The sequence below is a fragment of the Flavitalea plasmicola genome (genome assembly GCF_030546645.1).
Lineage (GTDB): Bacteria > Bacteroidota > Bacteroidia > Chitinophagales > Chitinophagaceae > Puia.
In genome coordinates this window covers 1,115,741-1,139,104 of sequence record NZ_JAUOTO010000002.1, presented here as the reverse complement: position 1 = coordinate 1,139,104, position 23,364 = coordinate 1,115,741, and the positions used below count along the sequence as shown (strand labels likewise).

The window sequence follows — 23,364 nt, the reverse complement described above, 5'->3', positions numbered from 1 at the left end:
TAGGATAAGGTTTAATGGTTATGGTACTGAGTTAGTGCATCCCTGCATATCTGTAGGGATTTTTTTTTGCCCAAAAGGAAAGAAAATTTGCTTGTTTAAACGTTTAACCAGAACTTTCCGTCATGGAAAGGAAGGTTTCCATCAAAGATATTGCTCGCCATCTGGGGGTTTCCACGGCCCTGGTATCCTATGTCCTGAACAATAAGGCCGGCCGGGTAAGCGCAGAAATGGCAGAAAAGATCCGGCAGGCGGCCGCCGAACTTCATTATCGTCCCAACCTGATTGCCCGAAGCCTTCAAAGCGGAAAAACCAATACGCTGGGCCTGATCGTCGCCGATATATCCAATCCTTTCTTTTCACAGATCGCCCGTATCATCGAGGACGAGGCGAAAAGATCCGGTTACACCGTCATTTTCGGCAGCAACGACGAGAACGTTGAAAAATCCCAGGCTATCTTGGATGCAATGCTCAACAGGCAGGTGGATGCGCTGCTCATTGCTCCTGCGGAGTTCACGGAGCCACAGTTGAAAGCCTTGCAGGAAAAACATGTTCCCTTTGTTTTGATCGACCGCTACTTTTCGGATATCCAGGCGAATTGTGTTCGTATAGATAATTACCGTGCCGCCTATGATGCGGTGGAACACCTGATAAAGACAGGCCGCAGCCGCATCGCCATGCTGGCTTATGATACGGGGATGCAGCATATTGCCGATCGTATCGGGGGCTATAAGGATGCATTGAGAGATAATGGCATCGACTTCCAGGCGTCCTGGCTGGTCCGTGCCTCCTATCATCACATAGAGGAGGAGGCGGCTACGGGAATGCAGCAGCTGCTGCTGCCGGCCCCGGCCGTGGATGCTTTTTTCTTTGCTACCAACTCCCTGGCCATCCAGGGTATCCGGCAGATCATGCGGATGAATATAAAAGTACCCGATGAGCTGGCTGTTATCAGCTTTGACGAAGCTGACGCCTTCGACTTCTTTTACGCTCCTATCACTTATATCAGACAATCCCTGGATGATATCGGCAGGCATGCCGTTAGACTGGCCCTGGAAAGCATAGCTACCAGCCAACCTGCTACGCCGAAGGAGGTCATCGTCGATGTCAGGCTGATCATCCGGGAAAGCACTAAAAACAAGACTTATGCAACTGATCAGTAGAAAATGTTTGCGGCTGCCGGTTGTCGTGGCACTCGCAGCAAATGTAACGATTGGCTTTGCCCAGACGGGCGGGGCGGTTAAGCCGGCAACCCCGGTGAAGAAAGGGCACATTTTCAATGGGACCTATAAAGGCGCAAACCTTCAGCAGGTGGCCTTTCCCATCGGCGGCATCGGCGCAGGCATGTTCTGCCTGGAAGGTACGGGTGCCATCTCACATATGTCTGTCCGTAACAACCCGGAAATGTTCAATGAGCCGGCTATGTTTGCGGCGATCTCCATCCGGCAGCTGCCTGGCAGCGCCCGGGTCCTGGAGGGGCCGGTGCCGGCATGGAAAAAATTCGGGCAACGGGAGTCAGGATTAGGCACGCCCGGTATGACATGGGGATTGCCGCGTTTCCGGGAGGCGGAGTTCCTCGCCCGCTTCCCTTTCGGAGAGATCACGCTGAAAGATGCAGCACTGCCTTTGGAAGTACATATCACGGGCTGGAGCCCTTTTATACCTACGGATGCAGACAATTCCAGTCTGCCCGCGGGCGCCCTTGAATATACTTTTCGCAACACGGGCAAGCAGTCGATGGAATATGTATTTTCTTACAATGCCAGGAATTTTATGTCCCTTCCCAATGATCAGGAGGATGGAGCCGCGGCTAACCATATCCGGTCTATCCGGCAGGGATTTATCCTATCCCAGGATGCGGGCCGGAACGCTCCGGAAAAGCGGGGCGATTTTGCCATCTTTACTTCCGAACCGGATGTAAAGGTGGACCATTGCTGGTTCCGGGGTGGGTGGTGGGACCCTTTCACCATGGCCTGGAACAATATTGAAAAGAGCAAACTGCAGCAAACAGATCCGGTGGAAAAGGATGCCCCCGGGGCCTCTCTTTTTGTCCCTTTCACACTCAAGCCGGGTGAAGAAAAAAAGATCGTTCTTCTTATGGCCTGGTATGTACCGGACACGCATATGCGCATTGGCGACGAGCCCGCGAGTAAGAAGGACAGCATGGTACGGGACGCTTCCCGGGACCTGCCTTCCCCCTACCATAAGCCCTGGTACAGCAGCAAGTTCCAGGATATAAATGCCGTGGCTGACTATTGGCTGGAACATTATAAGGAGCTCCGTCAGCACTCGGCATTATTCAGGGACGCCTTTTATAAGAGCAGCCTGCCGCCGGAAGTGACAGAAGCGATTGCCGCCAACCTCACCATCCTGAAATCACCTACGGTGCTAAGGCAGTATGACGGCAGGTTCTGGGCCTGGGAAGGCTGTGGTGACTCCTGGGGCAGCTGCCATGGCTCGTGTACGCATGTATGGAACTATGCGCAGGCCGTTTCCCATCTGTTCCCGTCGTTGGAGAGAAGCCTTCGTGAAACTGAATTCGGGGAGAGCCAGAATGCGGATGGCCATCAGATCTTCCGGACCTCCCTTCCCATCCGGCCGGCCGCTCATACCTTTCATGCGGCCAGTGACGGCCAGCTGGGCGGCATCATGAAAATCTACCGGGAATGGAGGATCAGTGGCGACAGCGCGTGGCTGCGCCAGCTCTATCCCCGCGTAAAGGCGAGCCTGGACTATTGTATCCGGACCTGGGACCCCCGTCATGACGGCGCGGTGGAAGAACCGCACCATAATACCTATGACATCGAGTTCTGGGGGCCGGGAGGTATGACGACCAGCTTTTATCTCGGCGCCCTGGAAGCAATGGGTAAAATGGGTGATTATCTTGGAGAAGATGTATCCCTCTATAAGGAGCTGTTCGCAAAGGGCCGCCGGTACATGGAAAAGGAACTATATAATGGCGAATATTTTGTTCAAAGGATACGTTGGACAGGCCTCAGCGCTCCCGATCCTGTGGCGGCTGCAAAAGTGTCTTTTGGAGGAGGCTATTCCGCAGAGGCCGTACAGCTGCTGCAACGGGAAGGACCTAAATACCAGTATGGCGAAGGCTGTCTTTCCGATGGTGTGCTGGGGTCTTGGATCGCCAGGGTCTGCGGCCTTCCGGAGCCCGTGGACGCCGCCAAGGTAAAAAGTCATCTGCTTTCCGTTTATAAATACAACCTGAAGAAAGACCTGACGGACCATAGTAACCCGCAACGTCCGGGCTACGCCATCGGGAATGAGGGAGGATTGTTGCTTTGCAGCTGGCCCAGGGGGGGCAAACTTTCGCTGCCTTTCGTATACAGCGACGAAGTGTGGACGGGCATTGAGTACCAGGTAGCTTCCCACCTGATCTTTGAAGGACGTATCGCGGAAGGTCTGGACATTGTGCGTACCTGCCGGGAACGATACGACGGCGCCGTACGCAATCCTTTTGATGAATACGAATGCGGGCACTGGTATGCCCGGGCCATGTCCAGCTATGCCCTGCTGGAAGCGTTCAGTGGCGTACGTTATGATGCTGTGGATAAGACGCTCTATATAAAAGCGAGGTCAGGGAATGCCAGCTTTTTTATCTCCACGGCCACGGGTTTTGGCAATGTGATCGTAAACGAGGGAAAGGTGACTGTGAAGGTGGTTTACGGTACTATCGACGTTAAAAATATTAAAACCACTTAAATCGACTAATATGGGAAGAACACTCCTCCTCATCTGCCTTTGCATGACAGGGCAGGTATTCGCGCAACAACCATCCAGATTCAACGGCATCGAGGCCAATATGGGCAATATCTTCCGGCTTTCGGATGCGAAGACCAGATCTATCAGCCCGGAAAATTTCAACGGCGCCAAAGGGGCAGGCGGCAAGGCTACCACAGGGATGGGGCAAAGCGCTTCCCGGGATCTTGGACAAGGCTGGAAGGTAAGTCCCAGTGTGATGATAAAGGCGAAAAGCACTTTCACCATCGCGGAGATCGACGGGTCCGGCTCGATCCAGCATATCTGGATGACGCCCACGGGTAACTGGCGTTATTCCATTATCCGGTTCTATTGGGATGACGAGACGACGCCTTCCGTGGAAGCGCCGGTGGGAGATTTCTTCTGTATGGGCTGGGGCAGGTATGCCCCGCTGCAATCCCTGGCGGTCTGTGTCAACCCCGGCAGCGCCTTCAACTGCTACTGGCCGATGCCTTTCCGCAAAAAATGCAGGATCACGATGGAGAACATAGATGAAAAGGATATGATCCTGTACTACCAGGTGGATTATATCCTGACAGACGTACCGAACGATGCCGCTTATTTTCATGCACAATACCGCCGGGTGAACCCGCTGCCTTATAAAGGCGTGTATACGCTGGTGGACAGCATCCAGGGCAGGGGCCAGTATGTCGGCACTTATATGGCGTACGGCTCTCATAACAATGGCTGGTGGGGAGAAGGCGAGATCAAATTCTATATGGATGGGGATTCCGAATGGCCTACCATCTGCGGGACGGGTACGGAGGATTATTTTTGCGGGTCCTATGATTTCGACACGCACGTGAAAAATCCCGCCGGCGTTGACAGGACGGAGTACACGGAATACACGACGCCATACTCCGGCCTTGCCCAGGTGATCCGCGGTGACGGTCATTACAGCATCGCCCAGCGCTTCGGCCTCTATCGCTGGCATATCACCGACCCCATCCGATTTGAGAAGAGCCTGAAGGTGACGATACAGGCGTTGGGCTGGAGAGATGGAGGACGCTATCTGCCTTTACAGGATGACATCGCTTCCACCGTATTCTGGTACCAGGCTGAGCCTCATGGGGCTTATCCGAAATTGCCGGCGAAGGACCAGCTGGAAGTCAATTGAGCTGTGAGCGGCGAGCTACAAGTGGTCTAATTAATTAAACAGAAGGTGTTCCATATGAAAAAACGATTCTTACAATTGATGCTCATGTCTACAATGTTTACCGTAGCATGTAACAACAGCCAGCCTGCGCAGCAGCAGGAACAGGCGCCTGAAAAATACCCGCAGGGTACTTTTGGCTATGACCTTGATTTCCTTCGCGGGCATGACAGCGTGATCGTGCTGCAGAGCGACGGGGGGATGGCGCAGGTCATCGTATCGGCCAAATACCAGGCGAAGGTATTTACATCTACGGCTGACGGTCTTAAGGGGCAAAGTTTTGGCTGGATCCATTACAAGGCATTTACAGGGCCGGTGGATGCGCATATGAACGCTTATGGCGGTGAGAACCGGATATGGCTGGGGCCGGAAGGGGGGAAGTATTCGCTCTTTTTCCCCCGGGGTGCGGCTATGGAGTTTGCCAACTGGAAAACGCCGGCCGTCTTTGATACGGAGGCCTGGAAAGTGACGAAGCAGAACACGGCTTCCGTCAGCATGCGGAAAGATATGCAGCTGGTGAATTATGCGGGAACGCCCCTGTCCCTCTCCGTTGTAAGGGAGATCACCATCCTCGGCAGAAGCGAGATCGATGACATGCTCCAATCCCGCGATACGACCCTCAGGGCGGTAGGCTACGGGACTGCCAATACCATTACCAATACGGGAAAGGAGACATGGACGGAAAAGACAGGCATGCCCTGCATGTGGATGCTGGATATGTTCAACCCTTCACCATCGACAGTGATCGTTATTCCTCATAAAGCGGGTGACAAAGTGGCCACCACAGACTACTTTGGGGAGATCCCTTCAAGCCGGATCAGGATCGACTCAGGTACTTTGTTCTTTAAAGCCGATGGAAAGAGCAGGGGCAAGCTGGGGATCCATCCGCAATTTGCCATACCAAGGGCGGGAAGCTATGACGCACAGAACAAGGTGCTGACGCTGACGATATTTGACGTGGACTCGTCCGGGAAATACCTGAACCAGGAATGGAAAACGACGAAGCCCCCTTTCAGCGGAGATGCCGTCAATGCATACAATGACGGTCCCCTGGCGGATGGCAGCCAGATGGGGCCTTTCTATGAACTGGAGAGCGTTTCACCGGCGGCATTCTTAAAGCCGGGTCAATCCCTGAGCCATCAGCATATGGTCTTTCATTTTACAGGCGATGAGGGCGCCCTGGACAAGGTTGCCCGGCAGTGGTTGGGTGTGGGGCTGGATAAGGTGAAAAGTGTTTTTTAAGTAGTATATTAGGGTAATAACCAAGACTGTTTATGAGAAAACACTTTTTGCTGCCGCTGTTGCTGATGGCTTTGTCAGGCAGCGCCCAGACTTTCAGGGTAAATATTGCCCATGCGATGCAATCATCAGGTCTCGATGGCCGGCTGTTGCTGCTGCTGTCCAATAACGACGGACAGGAGCCTCGTTTCCAGATCAATGATGCCGCCGGAACGCAGATGGTGTTCGGCATAGATGTGGATGACTGGCAGCCGGGACATTCGGTCCTGGTGGATATGCATGCATTCGGCTATCCCGTGGAGCGGCTGCGGGATGTACCTGCCGGGGACTACTATGTGCAGGTGTTGCTGCATAAGTATGAGACCTTTCATCTGAACAGCGGGCATACCGTCAAGTTACCCATGGATAGGGGAGAAGGGCAGCACTGGAACACAGCGCCCGGTAATATTTACTCCAGGCCGGTGAAGATCCATTTCGATCCAGCCCATAGCAACGAGATCGCCTTGACCATCGACCATGTGATCCCCGCTATCCCTGAGCCGCAGGATACCCGCTATATCAAGCACATAAAAATACAGAGCAAGCTGCTGACGAAATTCTGGGGCCGCCCGATGTTCATTGGCGCTCACATACTACTGCCGGAAGGGTTCGACACGCATCCCCATGTCAAATACCCGCTGGCCATCTTCCACGGCCATTTTCCGGCTGATTTTGACGGATTTCGCATGACGCCGCCGGATGAGCACCTGCAGCCGGACACCAGCGCCAGGTTTCGCATCGCAGGATATAATAAGATCGTCCAGCAGGAAGCCTATGATTTTTACAAACAGTGGACAGGGCCCGGCTTTCCCCGGGTGCTGGCGATAGAGATAACGCATGCCAATCCTTACTACGACGACTCCTATGCTGTCAATTCGGAGAACCTGGGTCCTTATGGCGATGCCATCACCTATGAGCTGATCCCCGAGATAGAACGTCGTTTCCGTGGCATAGGGGAGGGGTGGGCCCGTTTCACCTATGGCGGTTCTACAGGCGGCTGGGAAGCATTGGCCGTGCAGGTGCTGTATCCCGACCAATACAATGGCTGTTATGCAGCCTGTCCCGACCCCATCGATTTCCACCACTATACCACGATCGACATTTACCATAACAAGAACGCCTATTATGTGGAAAGCGACTATAAAAAGACGCCGCGTCCGGGCTACCGGGACTACCTGGGGCATGTAAGCGCCATGGTAAAAGATATGAACCAACGGGAGCTGGCATTGGGTAGCCGCAGCCGCAGCGGCGATCAATTCGATATCTGGGAAGCCGTTTATTCGCCCAGCGATGAAGATGGCTATCCTAAGCGGCTATTCGATAAATATACGGGCGTTATCGACTCGTCCGTGGCTGCATACTGGAAAGAGCATTTCGACCTGACCTATATCATCCAGCGGGACTGGCCGAAGATAGGGCAGCAGCTGAAAGGGAAAATTCACATCTACGTGGGAGATATGGACAGCTATTACCTGAATAATGCCGTTTACACGGCGGAGGATGTGCTGAAAAAGCTACAGGGGCCGGCTTGCGGCTGCGAGGTGGATTATGGCGACCGGGCCGAACATTGCTGGAACGGCGACCACGCGCATCCCAACTATATCAGCCGCCTGCGCTACCACCAGATGTATATTAAAAAATGGGCGGAAGAGGTAAAGGAGCGTGCCCCTAAAGGCGTTGATCTGCAGTCCTGGAGGTATTAGGGGTTGCCTAAACTCCTTTCAGGAACCCGAAATCCACCACGCGGCGGAGGTATTGTTTATCGCGGATGACCCAGGTGAACTCGCTGCCTCCCCCATTAACATTCAGCATATAGATGTAAAAAGTGTGCTTGTCAGTAGAAAGGAAAACGCCATTGCGGCTGCGGGTAGAGCCTGCCTGGTTAAAGCTGAACTGGGGGTCATACAGATCGGAATAGGCGATGGGAGGGATCGCTACGGTATCCTTGCCTACGACTACCGTGATGGATTCGATGGTGACTTGCGGCGCTTCTCCGTATGTGCCTCCATAATAGGGATGGTTGTCGATGCGGACCAGGTGTTTTTCCGTATACATCATCTTATGCTTCGAAGGAAAGAAAATGCCGGTGCGGATGGTGACCTGGATATTGCCATCCTCGAATGTCATATAGTTGCTGCCATAGTCCTTGACGGGGACAGTCTGTAGCTGGGCCTTGCCAATGCTTTCGTCTACTCCCGCCAGGGCGAAGCTGGCGACATCGGCCCGGACGCCCTTGTCCGAGATCTTGGAAAAATTATCTTTTTTTGTGCGATAGTCAGGGAAATCCAGGTCCTGGGCCCTTGCCTTAAGGTTGGCGAGGGGCGCTGCGACGAGCAGCATATAAAAAGGTAGGTGGCGCATGTTGCTAATATTTGTAATTATATTCGATACTGCCCAATAGTTCCTTTTTCCTGTTATAGCAGAATTCCTTCACTTTCAGACCCTGTTCGTCGTATACATAATGCCATTTCTGGTAATCGCTGCTGCCTTCGGGCACAACCAGCATACTGCTGATCTTGTCTCCCTCATATTCGAAAAGGTAGTCGGGCAGCAGCCGTTGGGCTTTCAGATTATAGCGGACGATGTCGGTAAGATGGCCGGCAGCGTCATAGTAATAGAATACGGTGGGCAGATCAATATGGTTGCGTGTGGCATGCTCTTCCGCGATATTACCTTTTTCATCCTGCACCAGGCGGACGAAAGTAGTATCATTGCCGCCTTTTACCTTCAGCATGGAGGTAGGCCGGCCTTTGACGTCATACTGCCAGATATGCCGTTCCTCTTCTTTCAGGTGATTATCCGTTTCGGTGGAGGTGTTGAAGATAGACAGGAGATGACCGGCGGGGTCATAACGATACTCCGAGACGCTGCGGTAGGTGTCGCTGGAGTCTACAATGCGGGTAGGCCAGCCGGTGGGAGAATAATATGCGTAGATCCAGGACTCGGGCGTCGCTGCTGCACGGGTATGGGTGACAATGCGGGAAAGATCCCCCATCTCCTGCTGGCCCTCGAATCCTTCGGAAGGCTGGCCATTGGCCTCAAAGCTGGTGAGACTGACGGCCTTTACCTTGTTGTCTTTGTAGATCTGCCAGCCATGGGCCGTTTGTGCGGTGACGATCAGATCTTTATAGTAGTACTGGCCGCTACAGAGCCTGGTCAGCAAGATCAGCAACAGGGATGCGGTAAATGGCTTAAATAAAGTTGACATGTCAGAGCAAGTAACGAAAAAATCCCTGTTTTAATACATGGGAAGCACCTAAGTTCCTTATTTTTATTCAAAATACCCCTAGTGTCGCACTTAAAGGAAAGAAAGGAAAAAATATGTCTTAATTGTAATGCCGACCTCCAGGGGCGGTATTGTCATGTCTGTGGGCAGGAGAACCTGGAGCCGAAGGAGACGGTGTGGCATCTCGTACAGCATTTCTTCAATGACATTACACATTTTGACGGGAAATTCTTCGCCACGGTGAAATACCTGCTCCGGAAACCAGGTTTCTTATCGGCGGAGTATGCGGTGGGACGACGGGCCGCTTATCTCAATCCCATCAGGATGTATGTGTTCACCTCCGCTATCTTTTTTATCGTGCTTTTCTCCATGAGGGGTACGAAGGATTTTATGGATGTGCGGGAGGATAAGGAGGGGCTGAAGGAGCTTGAGCATCGCAGGACACGGTTGGAAGGCAAACTGGCCAAGGCGGATGAGAACGATAAGGAGGATATAGAGAGGAGTCTGTCGAAGACAGGCCTGAAGATGGCAGCCATCAGGCATGTATATGGTGACAGTACCGACCGTACTTTCAACGACGAGGAGATGCAAAATGTCCTACAGCAGGATATCGCCGACAGCTTGCAGCGTTACGACCTTCCCAAGGCGGTCCGGGAGAGGCTTAACAAAAGATTGAAAAATGAAAAGGAGGATAGAAGGATCAGCTTTTTTGGGCTCAATCAGGGGCAGTACAAATCGGTGGAGGAATACGATTCCGCCGAGGCAAAGCTGCCGGCGGATATCAGGGATGGCTGGCTCAAAAGGTGGACCGTGCGAAAGGTGATACACCTGGAGATGGAATACCGTACGGACAAGCGGGCTTTCAATGAGCATCTGAAGGAGAATATCATGCATTCCTTTCCGAAGATCCTTTTTGTCACTTTGCCTATTTTCGCCATGATTTTGAACATCCTTTATTTCCGGCATAAGAAGTATTACTACGTGGATCACGGGATCTTTACCATTCATGTCTATTGCGCCACTTTTATACTGCTGCTGCTTTATATCCTCATACAAAAAATTTCAGACGGAGTGGGGGTGCATTGGATCTCCGTCATTTGCTATATCCTTATGTTCGGTATCTGGCTTTATATCCTGATCTATTTGTATAAGGCCATGCGGGGATTCTACCGCCAGGGAAGGTTCAAGACCTTCATCAAGTACTTTATCACGTGTTTCATAGCGTTTATCATCAATACTATTTTACTGGTGTTATTCATTCTTATTTCTGTGGTCACCCTATAATGATCTTTTTATGAGCGAGCAACAAGGTTCTTTTCAGCGGCTGGTAACTATCATGGATGAGTTGAGGGAAAAATGTCCCTGGGACAGGAAGCAGACGGTGGAAACGCTCCGTCCGTTGACGATCGAGGAGACCTATGAGCTGGCGGATGCCATCACGTCCGGCGATTGGAAGGGGATCCGGGAGGAGTTGGGCGACCTGCTGCTGCATATCGTCTTTTATGCCCGGATCGGGAAAGAGCAAGGGCAATTTACCCTGGAGGAGGTGATCGATGGCATTTGTGAGAAGCTGATCGCCCGGCATCCGCATATTTACGGAGACGTTGCGGGGCAAAAGGGGCTGGTGGAAGTAAAAGACGAGGAGGATGTCAAACAGAACTGGGAGAAGCTGAAACTGAAGGAAGGGAAAAGATCCGTGCTTGGCGGGGTGCCAGTATCCCTGCCGGCGACGGTGAAAGCGATCCGGCTGCAGGAAAAAGCCGGACAGGTAGGCTTTGAATGGGATGAGACCTCGCAGGTGTGGGACAAGGTGAAAGAAGAGATGGAAGAGCTGCAGGAGGCTGTCGCTCTGAAGGATAAGGCCCGGATCCAGGAGGAATATGGGGACCTGGTGTTCTCTCTGGTCAATTACGCACGGTTTTTGCAGATAGATGCGGAGAATTCCCTTGAGCTGACCAACCGGAAGTTCATATCCAGATTTACCCGAATGGAGCAGGAGGCGCTGGCGCAGGGAAAGCAGCTGGCTGACATGACCCTGGAGGAGATGGACGGGATCTGGAATTCTATTAAAAAGCAAAATAAGACGGATTGAAGTCCTTTTTCATTGATATTTACCGCAAGAACAGGTGGCTGTTGCTGGAAGCTTTGGGGTTGTTCTTATGCGGATACTTCCTCAACCTGTATTTTAACAGCGACGCATCTGTCAAAAGTCTTCGTAATTCGATACAATCCTCATTGCAGGACCGGGAGAAGGACTTCGAGCGACTGACCAGGGATACCGAGTTGCTGGGCCGTCTTGCAGACAGGCAATATACGGAGCAGGAGCTCACCTATCTCGTGGACAAGCGATACGGCATATTTCTCTATGCCGTGGATACTGCAGGCATACCTACGACCCTGCAGTTCTGGAATGACCAGCGCGCACTGCCTACCAGCCTTTTGTTGAAAATGGCGGACGGATATGCTTACACTCAGCTGGACAATGGCAAGTATAATGTGATCAAAAAGACGGTGAAGGTCGGGGATAGGACCATGGTGGCGATGGCGCTCATCCCTATCCGCTGGCAGTATTTTATCGCCACGAACAACCTTACGCCTGAATTCACGGAAAATGATGTCGCGGAAGTGCGGGTGGCGATATCGGCCAGCCCGACGGAATTCCCTGTACGTACGTCGCTGGGGAACGGCGCTATCCTGTTCTACCTGGTCAAGAAGCCGGGCTATCACGCACCGGCGCATAATTGGAGCATACCGCTGGTGATCTTACTGGGCGTGTTATTGGTGCTGGTCCTGATCCATAACGTTGCCCATACCATTCGCGAAAAGTGGGGTGCTCCCCTGGGCATTGGCTTCCTCATCACGGTGATCCTGTTGCTGCGGATCATGGTCTATATCTATCCCGGTATTCTGAACCTGCGGCAATTCGAGCTTTTCGATCCCACCATTTACAGCTCCACCGTGATCCTCAGCTCGTTGGGCGACCTCGTCATCAATGCGTTCCTTTTCTGCTGGGTCATCCTTTTTATCAAGAGGGAGATCAGCGAATACACCATCCCACAGTCGGTACATCGCTGGAAGAACTGGATATGGACCTTTATCGGCCTGTCCCTGCTGGTGATCACCACTTTTGGGTTCGCCAATATAGTCCAGTCCCTGGTGACGGATGCGAAGATATCCTTCAACGTAACGAATTTCTTCAGTCTCCTGAATAATTACAGCTTTGTCGGATTTATAGCCCTGGCTGCCCTGGCGCTTGGCTATTTCTTTTTGTCGCAGGTGCTTTTCCAGCTGGTGGGCTACCTGGTCCGTGCCTTGTCTATCGTGCTCTATATCATCATTGCCTTCATGGGGCTGCTATGGCTGACCCTAATCCATAACAACACCGGGACGATGGAGCTGGACATCCTGGTATTGGTGTGGCTGCTGGCCTATACCTGGCTCATGCAGCGGCGGGTATTCTCGGACCTGCGTTTCCGGCTCAATGTGTCGGAAGTGCTCTTCTGGCTGTTTATCTTTTCCACTTCCATATCTGCAGTGATCCTTTTCGAGAACCGGAAGATGGAGGAAGGCAATCGACGGGGCCAGGCCGAACAGCTGGCTGCCCAGGCCGATCCCACCAGTGAAAAGATGCTGAGCATCGACTTCAGGTATATCGACAACGATTACCTGGCTTATATATTCCCCCGATTTAAGGACCCGGTGCTGAACCTGGCTATCAAGGATAGTATGGTCAACCGGAATTTCGGGTACCAAAACCGGTTTGACACCCATATCTATACGTATGATGAGGCGATGCATCCATTGTACAACGAACGGTCCATTTCCTATGACACCCTGAATACTATCTATACCACTCCGCAAAGCAAGAGTACCAATATACCGGACCTGAAGTATTACGAGAAGTCTTTCGATAAGTATACCTATATCTACCGGAAGGTGGTCCACAAAACCGATACTTCCAGTAAGATAGCGGGATACCTCTTTATCCTATCCGAGCCGAAGAACTATAAGGGGAATAATGCCCTGGTGCCGGAGCTGTTTCGCCAAAAAAGCGAGGAAATTCCTGAGTACTATGCTATTTACAACAAACGGGAGCTTATCAGCGACAACAATGACTATCCTTTTTCCACGCACCTGACGGACGAGCAGATCCCAAAGACGGACTATGCGCATGTCAGGAAAGGCGCTTATGATGAGCTGTGGCATCACATATCGGACGACAATTTCGTGGTGGTGGTCAAGCGGGATAATTCGGCGCTGGAGGATATCACCCTGTTCGCTTACCTGTTCAGCGCCTTTCTTTTCCTGGTGGCGTTGTTCCGTCTGTCGGCTTTACTGATCTGGTCGCGGCTGCACTGGAGCCAGCTGAAGAGCTACTGGCAGCTGAATATCCGGAGCCAGATCCATACGACCATCATCTTTATCAGCCTCTTCTCCTTCATCGTCATCGGCGTGGCGACGATCATCTTCTTTAACAACCGTTATAATCGCAATAACCAGGACAGGTTGAGCAGATCGATGCAGGTAATGGTAAACGAGGTGCAGACCAAACTGTCGGGGCAGATCATTTACGGGAGCGAATGGACCTTATACTACCCGGGGGCAAGGGGCGAGCTGCAGAAGATGATCGAAGAGGTGGCGCAGGTGCATAGTACGGATATCAACGTCTATGACCTGAATGGTAACCTGCAGATATCCTCCCACCTTTTTATATACGACAAAGGCATCCTCAGCAAGAAGATGCATCCTTTGGCCTACTATAACCTCCACCAGCTGAACTCTATCCAATATACCAATAAGGAGCAGGTGGGGGGAGTGCCCTATTTAAGCATTTACAGGCCATTACGGGACGCCAGCGGAAATGCATACGCTTACCTGAATATTCCTTCTTTCTCCACCCAGGACGAGCTAAAGGAGGAGATATCCAATTTCCTGGTGACCATTATCAACCTGAACGCGTTTATCTTCCTGATAGCGGGGACGATCGCCCTGTTCCTGACGAACAGGATCACGGCCAGCTTCCTGCTGATATCCAAAAAAATGCAGGAGGTAAACCTGGGCAAGACGAATGAAGTGATCGAGTGGAAACGGAATGATGAGATCGGGGGACTGGTGAAGGAATACAATAAGATGGTCAAAAAGCTGGAGGAGAGCGCCGCGGCCCTGGCCAAGAGCGAACGTGAGGGCGCCTGGCGAGAGATGGCGCGGCAGGTGGCGCATGAGATCAAGAACCCGCTGACACCCATGAAGCTGAGCATTCAGTATTTACAGAAGGCTATAGACAACAACTCCCCGAATGTAAAGGAAATGGCTTCCGGCGTGGCCAGGACGCTGGTGGAGCAGATAGATCACTTGTCGAAGATCGCATCGGACTTTTCCCAGTTTGCCAATATCGGGAATCCCAAGAAAGAGGTATTCGACCTGCATGAGATGTTGTATTCCCTGACCTCTCTTTATGAGACGACGGAGAACCTGCTGTTCAAGTGGGTGCCGGTGCACCACAAAATACTGGTATATGCGGATAAGACGCAGCTAAACCGGCTTTTCACCAACTTATTGCAAAATGCGCTGGAAGCCTGTACGGGTAAATCCAAGCGGGTGATCAGCGTCAGCGAGGAGGTGAGGGATGAAGCGATCATCGTAAAGGTGACGGATAATGGGGAAGGTATCCCGGCTGAGATGCATACAAAAATATTCATGCCGAATTTTACAACGAAGTCTTCGGGTACGGGATTGGGGTTGGCGATGAGCAAGACCATCGTCGAGCAGGTGAAGGGAAGGATCTGGTTTGAGACGGTGGAAGGAGAGGGGACGACGTTCTTTGTGGAGCTACCTATCCTTAGAGCTACAAGCTGATAGCTGCAAGCTACAAGCTAGGTTCATCTAAGTATTTCTGACTTGTAGCTTGAGGCTTGCCGCTTGCCGCTACTTCTTCCTCCGCGCAAGGTACTCCCGGAATTGCTGCAGGGTAAAGCTGCTGAGGTTCCTGTCCGGCGTGAGGATGGCTTTTTGTGCGGCCAGCACGCCATACCGGATGTCCGCATAACCTTCAGTGGAGTGGGCGTCGGGATCTATGGAGATCATCACTCCTTTTTCCAGGGCATAGCCGATCCATCGCCAGTCCATGTCCAGGCGACGGGGGTGCGCATTGAGCTCGATCGCCACATGGTTGGCAGCGCAGGCGTCGATGATGGTCTTATGATTCACGGGATAGCCGGGGCGGCTCAGCAGGAGCCGGCCTGTCATATGCCCCAGGATCGTAGTATAGGGGTTTTCGATGGCGCGTAGCAGGCGCATCATGGCTTTTTCCTCAGTCATCTTCAGATTGGAATGCACAGAGGCAATGACCAGGTCGAAAGTGGAGAGGATATTGTCGGTGTAGTCGAGGGCGCCGTCATTGAGAATATCGCATTCGATGCTCTTAAAGATGACGAAGGGGGCCAGCTTCCTGTTGAGCTCGTCGATCTCCTGGTGTTGCTGCCTGATCCTTTCCTCTGTGAGGCCATTAGCATAGAAGGCGCTCTTGCTGTGATCGCTGATGACGAGGTATTCGAAACCTTTGGACATACAGGCGCGGGCCATTTCTTCCAGGGAGTGGCCGCCGTCGCTCCAGGTGCTGTGGCTATGGATGATGGCCCTGATATCTTCCGGCTGGATGGGGGCAGGCAGAGGCTGGCGGCGGGCGTGTGTGATCGTTGCCTCCAGTTCCCTGGCAGGGGCGGGGATGAAGGGAAGGGAGGCTTCCTCAAAGATCTCCTCTTCGGATATGTATTTCCTGGCGCCCGGGTCCAGGTAGGTCTTGCCGGTCACGGCCTGCCAGGTAGCGCGAAACTCATCGGAGCAGCTGAAATGGAAGAGGGTGGAATAGAAATGGCCGGGTTCGGGAAAATAAACATTGATCAGGATGCCCTCCGGGCTGCGGAAATAATGAATGGCGACCTTGTGGCCGGCTGAAGCTTGTTCCTGTTTGTATCCTTGTGCGATGAAGTAGGCTGTGATCTGCTTTTCTTCCGCGGTGGTGATCCATTCCAGCCTGTCTATTACAGGGAGCTGACGCCGGAATTCACCTGTGAAGGAAAATTGTTCTTCGGGAAATGTTTCCTTAAGGGCTTTATCTACTATGTATGCGAAGGCTTCTACGTCTGCAAAGAGGTGGCTCCCCTGGGCGCGCAGGTAGAATTCGATGGTCTCACGGGTATTGGCTTGTGTTTTCTCTCCGAAGCCTTTATAGAGCAGGAGGCGATTTTCCTGGCAGGCGTATAGTAATTCTCCGATGGACTCGATGCCCATCTCTTTCCATATAGTGGCGATCTTTTTCGGTCCAAGTCCCTTTATCTGCAGCATTTCGATGACGCCGACGGGTGTCCGCCCGATAAATTCCCGTAAAAGGGGTAATTCGCCTGTTTCGAGGATTTGGGTGATTTTTTTTCCGATGGCATCCCCAATTCCCTTGATCGAGACGAATTTTGCGGGATCCATGTCCGCCAGCTGGCCGGGGAGTTTTTCGATGGCGAAGGCCGCGGAGGAGTAAGAACGGGTCTTAAACGAGTTCTCTCCGTGAATATCCATGAGCTTGGAAAGGAGCGTGAACTGGTCGGCTATATAGTAGTTGTCGGGCATGAGATGTATCGATGTTGGATGAATGCTAAAGGTAGGAATTTGTGTGGGATCGGAGAGGGCATGGGCTGAAAGCCTTGCCGGATACGGGTTTCAGCGGATGATATAAAAGAAAAAGTCCCGGATCTCTCCGGGACTTGATATTTTCTGCCTAACTAAGAAATAAGAACTATTTCTTTTTTGCAGCTTTCTTAGCGGCTTTCTTTTTCGGAGCTGCTTTCTTTTTTGGAGCTGCTTTCTTCTTAGCGGCTTTTTTTGCTGTTGCCATTGTTTTTGAATTTAATTGGTTAGTAAATCAATTTACAATAGTAAAAATAGAAATATCTTTTAAACAACCAAAAAAAATTTTTGATTTGTTAAAAAATTTTTCTAAGCTCCTACTTCAACCTGATTGATACTAACGAAGGTTTTATCACCTTTTCCTTTCTTAAATTCAACGAGGCCATCAGCGAGTGCGAACAAAGTAAAATCTTTTCCGACACCGATGTTCTTACCAGGATGGTATTGCGTACCGCGTTGGCGAACGATGATGTTGCCGGCAACAGCGGGTTGACCGCCGTAGATCTTTACGCCTAAACGTTTGCTTTGTGAGTCGCGGCCGTTCTTTACACTGCCTTCACCTTTTTTATGTGCCATGATCTGGGAATTTCAAAAGTTAATTACTGTAATGAATGATTGGATTACGCGATATCGCTGATCTTGATCTTCGTGTAATGGGTACGATGACCATGTTTCTTGCGGAATCCCTTTCTTCTTTTCATTTTGAAGGCGATGACCTTGTCACCTTGTACGTGACCTACGATCTCAGCCTTGATGGTGGCTTTTACGTCCTTGCCTACGGACAGGGTGCCGTCTGCGTCTACAAGAAGAACTTCTGCGAATTCAACTTTGTCACCTGCATTGCCTGCAACGCGGGGAACGTACAAAGTTTGATCCTTTTGGACCTTGAATTGCTGGCCGGCGATTTTTACAACTGCGAACATAAAAAACAATATTTGGGCTGCAAAGGTATGATAAATCCCGGGAAAAAAAGAACGAATAGCCTAAAAAAAGGGCGGGAAGGACAAAATTAGGTGTTTTACCGGGAAATAGCGTGGATAAGGGTTTGGGCCACAGGGAAAGCGTTTTTTCGAGGGTTTCGGGTGGGTTATGGTAAGTGGTTGAAAATGAGCGGCTGATGACTGTGGGCCCGCATTTTATTGCCCATTTATTATTTTGATGTAGGTTTGCCGCCATGAACATGAAGATCAAATCACTTCTTGCCAGGCCTTTTGCTTCATATATATATAAGAGTATCCAAAAAGGGATGTTGACGGCGGTTAGCGACCAGGAGGCGATCTTAAAGGAGCTGCTGCGGGTGGGCAGCAAAACGGTTTTTGGGGAGGAACACAGGCTGGGGGAGGTAAAGACGTACGAGGAGTTCAAACAGGCGGTACCTGTGAGGGATTATGAGCAGTTTGCGGGCTATATCGGGCAGATCAAGGAAGGAAAGCACAATGTACTATGGCAGGGGAAGCCGATCTACCTGGCCAAGACTTCCGGTACTACCAGCGGGGTGAAATACATCCCTATCTCCAAGGATTCTATATCGAACCATATCAATACGGCCAGGAATGCGTTGCTGTGCTACATGGCTTCCACGGGAAATATGTCCTTCTCGGACGGTAAAATGATATTTCTTTCGGGGTCTCCGGAGCTGGAGCGGATCGCTGGCGTCCCCACGGGCAGGCTCAGCGGGATCGTCAACCATCATGTGCCGCGGTACTTGCGCACCAACCAGTTGCCGTCCTATGAGACCAACTGCATCGAAGATTGGGAGACCAAGCTGGATAAGATCGTAGAGGAGACCATCAACCAGGATATGACCCTGATCAGCGGCATTCCGCCATGGGTGCAGATGTATTTCGACCGGCTCATCCAGCGAACAGGCAAGCCTGTGAAGGATATCTTCCCTAATTTCTCTGTCCTGGTGCATGGAGGGGTGAACTTCGAGCCCTATAAAGCCAAGCTTTTTGAAAGCATTGGGAAAAAAATCGATACGATCGAGACCTTTCCCGCCTCGGAAGGCTTTTTTGCCTTCCAGGACCTTCCCGACGGGGAGGGGCTGCTGTTGAATACAAACAGCGGTATTTTCTTTGAATTCATCCCTGTGGATGAATTTGGCAAGGACAACCCTGTCCGGCTTAGCCTGAAGGAAGTGAAGACCGGAGAGAACTATGCGCTGGTGGTGAGCACCAATGCAGGCCTTTGGGGCTATAGTATTGGGGACACCGTTAGATTTGTCTCTACGGAACCTTACAGGCTGGTGGTAACGGGCAGGACGAAACATTTCATCTCCGCCTTCGGGGAACATGTCATCGGCGAGGAAGTGGAATACAGTCTGATGAAAGCTGCCGAAGAAGCAGGGCTGCATATCACGGAATTCACGGTAGCGCCTATGATACAGCAGGGCGAAGGCAAGTCCTATCACGAGTGGTTTGTCGAATTCGAGCGTAAACCGTCCGACCTTCATGAATTTGCTGTAAAAGTAGATGAGAACCTACGCAATAAAAACATATATTACAACGATCTGATCACGGGAAATATCCTGCAGCCGCTGCAGATCCGGGCGGTCAAAAAGAATGGGTTCATCGATTACATGAAATCGGTAGGCAAGCTGGGGGGGCAGAACAAAGTGCCCCGGCTGAGCAACGACCGGAAACTGGCAGGGGAACTGGAAAAATACATTGAGTAAAAATGTCAAACGGCGTAACAAAAAAAAGAGTTGCCATATTCGGCTCCACCGGCTCCATCGGGCGGCAGGCGCTGGAAGTGATAGATGCCAATCCCGGTCTCTTTAGCGTAGAAGTGCTGACAGGGCAAAGTAATGAAGACCTGCTGATCCGGCAGGCCTTGCATTTCAAGCCTGATGTCGTCGTCATAGGGGATGATAAGAAATATCCGAAGGTAAAGGATGCGCTGGCGGCACACCCCATAAAGGTATTCGGCGGGGAGCAGGCCATCGAAGAAGTGGCTGCCATGGATAATTATGATATTATGCTGGCCGCCATTGTAGGTTTTGCCGGCCTTCGCCCCACTTTACGGGCCATCGACAACGGCAAGGCAGTGGCGCTTGCCAATAAGGAGACACTGGTGGTAGCCGGGGACATCGTCATGAAGAAGGCGCTGGAGCAGCGGGCGCCTATCATTCCCGTGGATTCCGAACATTCGGCTATCTTTCAATGTTTGGTAGGGGAGACGAGAAGCCGGATCGAGAAGATCGTGCTAACCGCCAGCGGGGGACCTTTCCTGGGTAAAAAACCTAATTTCCTCGTAAACGTCAAAAGGGATCATGCTTTGCAGCATCCCAACTGGAGCATGGGGGCCAAGATCACGATCGATTCCGCGACGTTGATGAACAAGGGCTTGGAGATGATAGAAGCCAAATGGCTCTTCAACCTGCAGCCGGACCAGGTGCAGGTGGTCATCCATCCGCAAAGCATCATTCACAGTATGATCCAATTCGAGGATGGATCCATAAAGGCGCAGATGGGGCTGCCCGATATGAAGCTGCCTATACAGTATGCCCTGGCTTTTCCAAGGCGTATTCCGAACAACTTCCCACGTTATGATTTCCGTAAGCCGGGGACATTGACCTTCGAGGAGCCCGATGTGAAGACTTTCCGCAACCTGACCCTGGCCACGGACGCCCTGTTCAAGGGGGGGAATCTTCCCTGTATCCTGAATGCGGCTAATGAGATAGCGGTCTTCGCATTCTTACGCAATCGTATCGGATTTCTCGACATGACGGACCTGGTGGAGCGTACGATGCAGCAGGTGCCATTTATCGAGCACCCCACCCTGGATGAATATTTTGAAAGCGACGGGGAGGCCCGGGAATTCGCGGCATCGCTGATAAAGCTGTAAAAAGGAGTTAAAGTCATGTAATTTTTCCTGTTTTTTTTCGACGGATGTCTGATAAGGGAAAATTAGCAGATATTTGGCAAGTCTCTTAAATCTATAAAAAGCACTCTCCTACGGAGCGTCTCTGGACAATATGATACTACTAGCAATTGATTGGTCAGCAGTCGGCATAAAAGTACTGCAATTCATTTTATCGTTTTCTATACTGGTGGTGCTGCATGAGGCGGGGCATTTTTTCCCTGCCCGATGGTTTAAATGCCGGGTGGAGAAGTTCTATCTTTTCTTTAACCCATGGTTCTCTCTTTTCAAGAAGAAGATAGGAGAGACCGAGTATGGCCTGGGGTGGATCCCCTTTGGCGGATATGTGAAGATATCCGGCATGATCGACGAAAGTATGGACAAGGAGCAGATGCAGAAGCCGCCCGAGCCCTGGGAGTTCCGCAGCAAGCCGGCCTGGCAGCGTCTGATCATCATGCTGGGGGGCGTCACGGTGAATGTGATCCTGGCGCTGGTCATTTTTATTATGATCATGTGGGTCTGGGGTGATCGGTATATCCCTATCAGCAAGTTGAAATATGGCGTGTCTGTGGATAGCCTGGCGATCAAAATAGGTATGCAGGAAGGGGATAAGATCCTCGCTGTCGCCGGTAAGCCCCTGGAACGGGTGGGGACCACCGGTTCGGAGATCATCATGAACGAGGCTAAGAGCATCACGATCGAGCGGGACGGTCAGCGGATGGAACTGGCGATCCCCGCAGGATTTATCAATCAGCTGAATAAGAACAGGCTGCAGGGATTCACCTACTTACGTTATCCCATGATCGTGGATTCCATCCTGCCGGATGCAAAAGTGAACGGCCCCGCCCTGCAGAAGGGAGATACGGTGCTGACGTTTAATAATATGCCGGCTTACTGGTATTTTGATATGAGCAAAGCATTACTTAGCGCCGCCAAGGCGACGCCTGCCAATGTTCCCATCACAGTGCTGCGCAATGGAAAGGATACGATCCGGACGAGCCTCACGCATATCAAAGGAATTAATTATGGCATGTTCACCAAAGATGCGGAAGACGTGCTGGGATACAAGCAGATCAACTACTCCTTTGGAGAGGCTATTCCCGCCGGGGTGGCGAAAAGCGTCCAAACCCTGACCAACTATATCCGCAATCTTAAATTATTGTTCACCTCAAAGGAGGTGAAGCCGGAGGATTCGCTGGGCAGCGTGATCAGCATTACCAATGTATTTCCGCCTGTATGGGATTGGCAGAGCTTTTGGACCCTGACGGCAATTTTCAGCATCCTGCTGGCATTTATGAACGTGTTGCCCATTCCCGCATTGGATGGAGGGCATGCCCTCTTCACGCTGGTGGAAATGGTGACGGGGCGGAAACCAAGCGATAAGTTCATTGAATATGCGCAGATGGTGGGGATGATATTGTTGTTTGCGCTGATGGCGTATGCTTTGGGGCTGGATATATTCCGCATATTCAGGAAATAGCTGCAAACCTCAACTTCAAGCTACAAGTAGGAAGTTGCTAGTTATTAAATTTTTTCGTAATTTTGTTGGTTCAGGCTTGCAGCTATTAGCTCGCAGCTTGTGGCTTATAATGGGGCTGCCCGGTTTTGACAGCATAGATCTTTGAAGGTGTAAGCATGCAGTGCTTTGTGTAATCGGCACTTTAATCTCGAAGACTCAAACTTCAAATGGCAATACTCAGTATGCCATGGCTGCCTAATCAGTGATTAGATAGTCATTCGGGCCGCGTAGCAGGTTAGCCTGTTCCCACGTTATGCCGCCGACTCAAAACAAAACAGGATGCTGCAGTAGAAGGCTGTGACTGCTGCTTAAGACCATTCAGCTAAGGAAACAATCGGTGTGTCCGGTTCCTGTTGTTTCCCGACAATTAATGCCGGAATAAGCATGTAGAAAGCTTTTGGAGGTGATGTTTGGACAGGGGTTCGACTCCCCTCAGCTCCACTTAAGGGGATTCTTTCACGAGAATCCCCTTTTTTATTGAGTATAAGCAAGCGTTTTTCCTTCATTATTAATGCGTTGTGTGCCAGCTCCGGGATGAGGTGAGGGGTTCGATAGATGCGGTCCTGGTAATAGAGGGAGTTATCGAACACCGTGCGGATGAGTTCTTGCTTTTGGGATGTTTTTTGGGCCGACAGGTAGACGCTGTGCATGTCGGTGAGCCGGTTGATGTTTTGTGTTAGCATCGTATACGTGTCGCTGGTGTTCTTGTTTATGTGTTCGATTTGAGCTTTAATAAGATTCCGCTGTTTGGTCAGATCGTTGTGCCATCGGTTGTACGTCTCAAAGCTCACCTGCTCAGCGATCCATTTTCTTTCGAGACTTTGCAGGTCGATCTCCAGCTTTTCAAGTTCGTGTTGTTTCTTATTGATCTGGGTTTCC

At 51.3% G+C, this 23,364-nt stretch carries 16 protein-coding genes and 1 other RNA gene; 12 read left to right on the top strand and 5 right to left on the bottom strand.

What is annotated here, in order from left to right; all coding sequences use genetic code 11:
- The first annotated feature begins 122 nt into the window (after positions 1–122).
- The 5 genes from Q4E93_RS09810 to Q4E93_RS09790 all read left to right on the top strand — a co-directional run bounded on the left by Q4E93_RS09810 (position 123) and on the right by Q4E93_RS09790 (position 7,905).
- On the top strand, positions 123–1,160 hold the full coding sequence (locus Q4E93_RS09810) for a LacI family DNA-binding transcriptional regulator (RefSeq protein ID WP_303584725.1): 1,038 nt from the start codon (positions 123–125) through the stop codon (positions 1,158–1,160).
- The gene (locus Q4E93_RS09805; protein WP_303584723.1) at positions 1,144–3,714 is read left to right on the top strand and encodes a GH116 family glycosyl hydrolase; all 2,571 of its coding nucleotides are present in this window, start codon (positions 1,144–1,146) and stop codon (positions 3,712–3,714) included. Before Q4E93_RS09810 ends, Q4E93_RS09805 begins: the two co-directional genes overlap by 17 nt.
- A gap of 10 nt (positions 3,715–3,724) precedes the next feature.
- Positions 3,725–4,888 (top strand): glycoside hydrolase family 172 protein, encoded by a 1,164-nt coding sequence (locus Q4E93_RS09800; RefSeq protein ID WP_303584722.1) that lies wholly within the window; start codon positions 3,725–3,727, stop codon positions 4,886–4,888.
- Between the two features lie 84 nt (positions 4,889–4,972).
- Entirely contained in the window at positions 4,973–6,166 is a 1,194-nt protein-coding gene (locus tag Q4E93_RS09795) for a DUF6786 family protein (RefSeq protein WP_303584721.1), read from the top strand.
- Between the two features lie 32 nt (positions 6,167–6,198).
- Positions 6,199–7,905 (top strand): alpha/beta hydrolase, encoded by a 1,707-nt coding sequence (locus Q4E93_RS09790; RefSeq protein ID WP_303584720.1) that lies wholly within the window; start codon positions 6,199–6,201, stop codon positions 7,903–7,905.
- Between the two features lie 7 nt (positions 7,906–7,912).
- Here the strand turns inward: Q4E93_RS09790 and Q4E93_RS09785 are convergent, their stop codons facing one another.
- Both Q4E93_RS09785 and Q4E93_RS09780 read right to left on the bottom strand, forming a co-directional pair.
- On the bottom strand, positions 7,913–8,563 hold the full coding sequence (locus tag Q4E93_RS09785; protein WP_303584719.1) for a hypothetical protein: 651 nt from the start codon (positions 8,561–8,563) through the stop codon (positions 7,913–7,915).
- A 4-nt stretch (positions 8,564–8,567) separates the two neighbouring features.
- Positions 8,568–9,410: a hypothetical protein gene (locus tag Q4E93_RS09780; RefSeq protein ID WP_303584717.1), complete on the bottom strand. Its 843-nt coding sequence runs from the start codon at positions 9,408–9,410 to the stop codon at positions 8,568–8,570.
- Between the two features lie 81 nt (positions 9,411–9,491).
- Between Q4E93_RS09780 and Q4E93_RS09775 the strand changes: the two genes are divergently transcribed.
- Genes Q4E93_RS09775 through Q4E93_RS09765 form a run of 3 tightly spaced genes read left to right on the top strand, consistent with a single transcriptional unit; the run spans position 9,492 to position 15,284 of the window.
- Positions 9,492–10,712: a DUF3667 domain-containing protein gene (locus tag Q4E93_RS09775; protein WP_303584715.1), complete on the top strand. Its 1,221-nt coding sequence runs from the start codon at positions 9,492–9,494 to the stop codon at positions 10,710–10,712.
- Positions 10,713–10,722: 10 nt separating this feature from the next.
- Entirely contained in the window at positions 10,723–11,520 is a 798-nt protein-coding gene (mazG, locus tag Q4E93_RS09770; RefSeq protein WP_303584714.1) for a nucleoside triphosphate pyrophosphohydrolase, read from the top strand.
- Positions 11,517–15,284: a sensor histidine kinase gene (locus tag Q4E93_RS09765; protein WP_303584713.1), complete on the top strand. Its 3,768-nt coding sequence runs from the start codon at positions 11,517–11,519 to the stop codon at positions 15,282–15,284. Before mazG ends, Q4E93_RS09765 begins: the two co-directional genes overlap by 4 nt.
- A gap of 69 nt (positions 15,285–15,353) precedes the next feature.
- On the opposite strand, the gene Q4E93_RS09760 is transcribed toward Q4E93_RS09765, so the two are convergent.
- From Q4E93_RS09760 to rplU, 3 genes are all read right to left on the bottom strand, one after another.
- On the bottom strand, positions 15,354–17,048 hold the full coding sequence (locus tag Q4E93_RS09760; RefSeq protein ID WP_303584711.1) for a DNA polymerase/3'-5' exonuclease PolX: 1,695 nt from the start codon (positions 17,046–17,048) through the stop codon (positions 15,354–15,356).
- Positions 17,049–17,414: 366 nt separating this feature from the next.
- Positions 17,415–17,681 carry a 50S ribosomal protein L27 gene (rpmA, locus tag Q4E93_RS09755; protein ID WP_303584710.1) on the bottom strand — a complete coding sequence of 89 codons (267 nt, stop codon included), beginning with the start codon at positions 17,679–17,681 and terminating at the stop codon, positions 17,415–17,417.
- A 44-nt stretch (positions 17,682–17,725) separates the two neighbouring features.
- Positions 17,726–18,028 (bottom strand): 50S ribosomal protein L21, encoded by a 303-nt coding sequence (gene rplU, locus Q4E93_RS09750; protein ID WP_303584709.1) that lies wholly within the window; start codon positions 18,026–18,028, stop codon positions 17,726–17,728.
- A gap of 257 nt (positions 18,029–18,285) precedes the next feature.
- On the opposite strand from rplU, the gene Q4E93_RS09745 reads away from it, so the two are divergent.
- The 4 genes from Q4E93_RS09745 (at position 18,286) to ssrA (ending at position 22,929) form a co-directional block, all read left to right on the top strand.
- Positions 18,286–19,779 carry a GH3 auxin-responsive promoter family protein gene (locus Q4E93_RS09745; protein WP_317505135.1) on the top strand — a complete coding sequence of 498 codons (1,494 nt, stop codon included), beginning with the start codon at positions 18,286–18,288 and terminating at the stop codon, positions 19,777–19,779.
- A 2-nt stretch (positions 19,780–19,781) separates the two neighbouring features.
- Entirely contained in the window at positions 19,782–20,951 is a 1,170-nt protein-coding gene (locus Q4E93_RS09740) for a 1-deoxy-D-xylulose-5-phosphate reductoisomerase (protein ID WP_303584707.1), read from the top strand.
- Positions 20,952–21,081: 130 nt separating this feature from the next.
- The gene (gene rseP, locus Q4E93_RS09735; protein WP_303584706.1) at positions 21,082–22,446 is read left to right on the top strand and encodes an RIP metalloprotease RseP; all 1,365 of its coding nucleotides are present in this window, start codon (positions 21,082–21,084) and stop codon (positions 22,444–22,446) included.
- 111 nt (positions 22,447–22,557) lie between these two features.
- Positions 22,558–22,929: a transfer-messenger RNA gene (ssrA, locus tag Q4E93_RS09730) on the top strand.
- Positions 22,930–23,364: the final 435 nt, after the last annotated feature.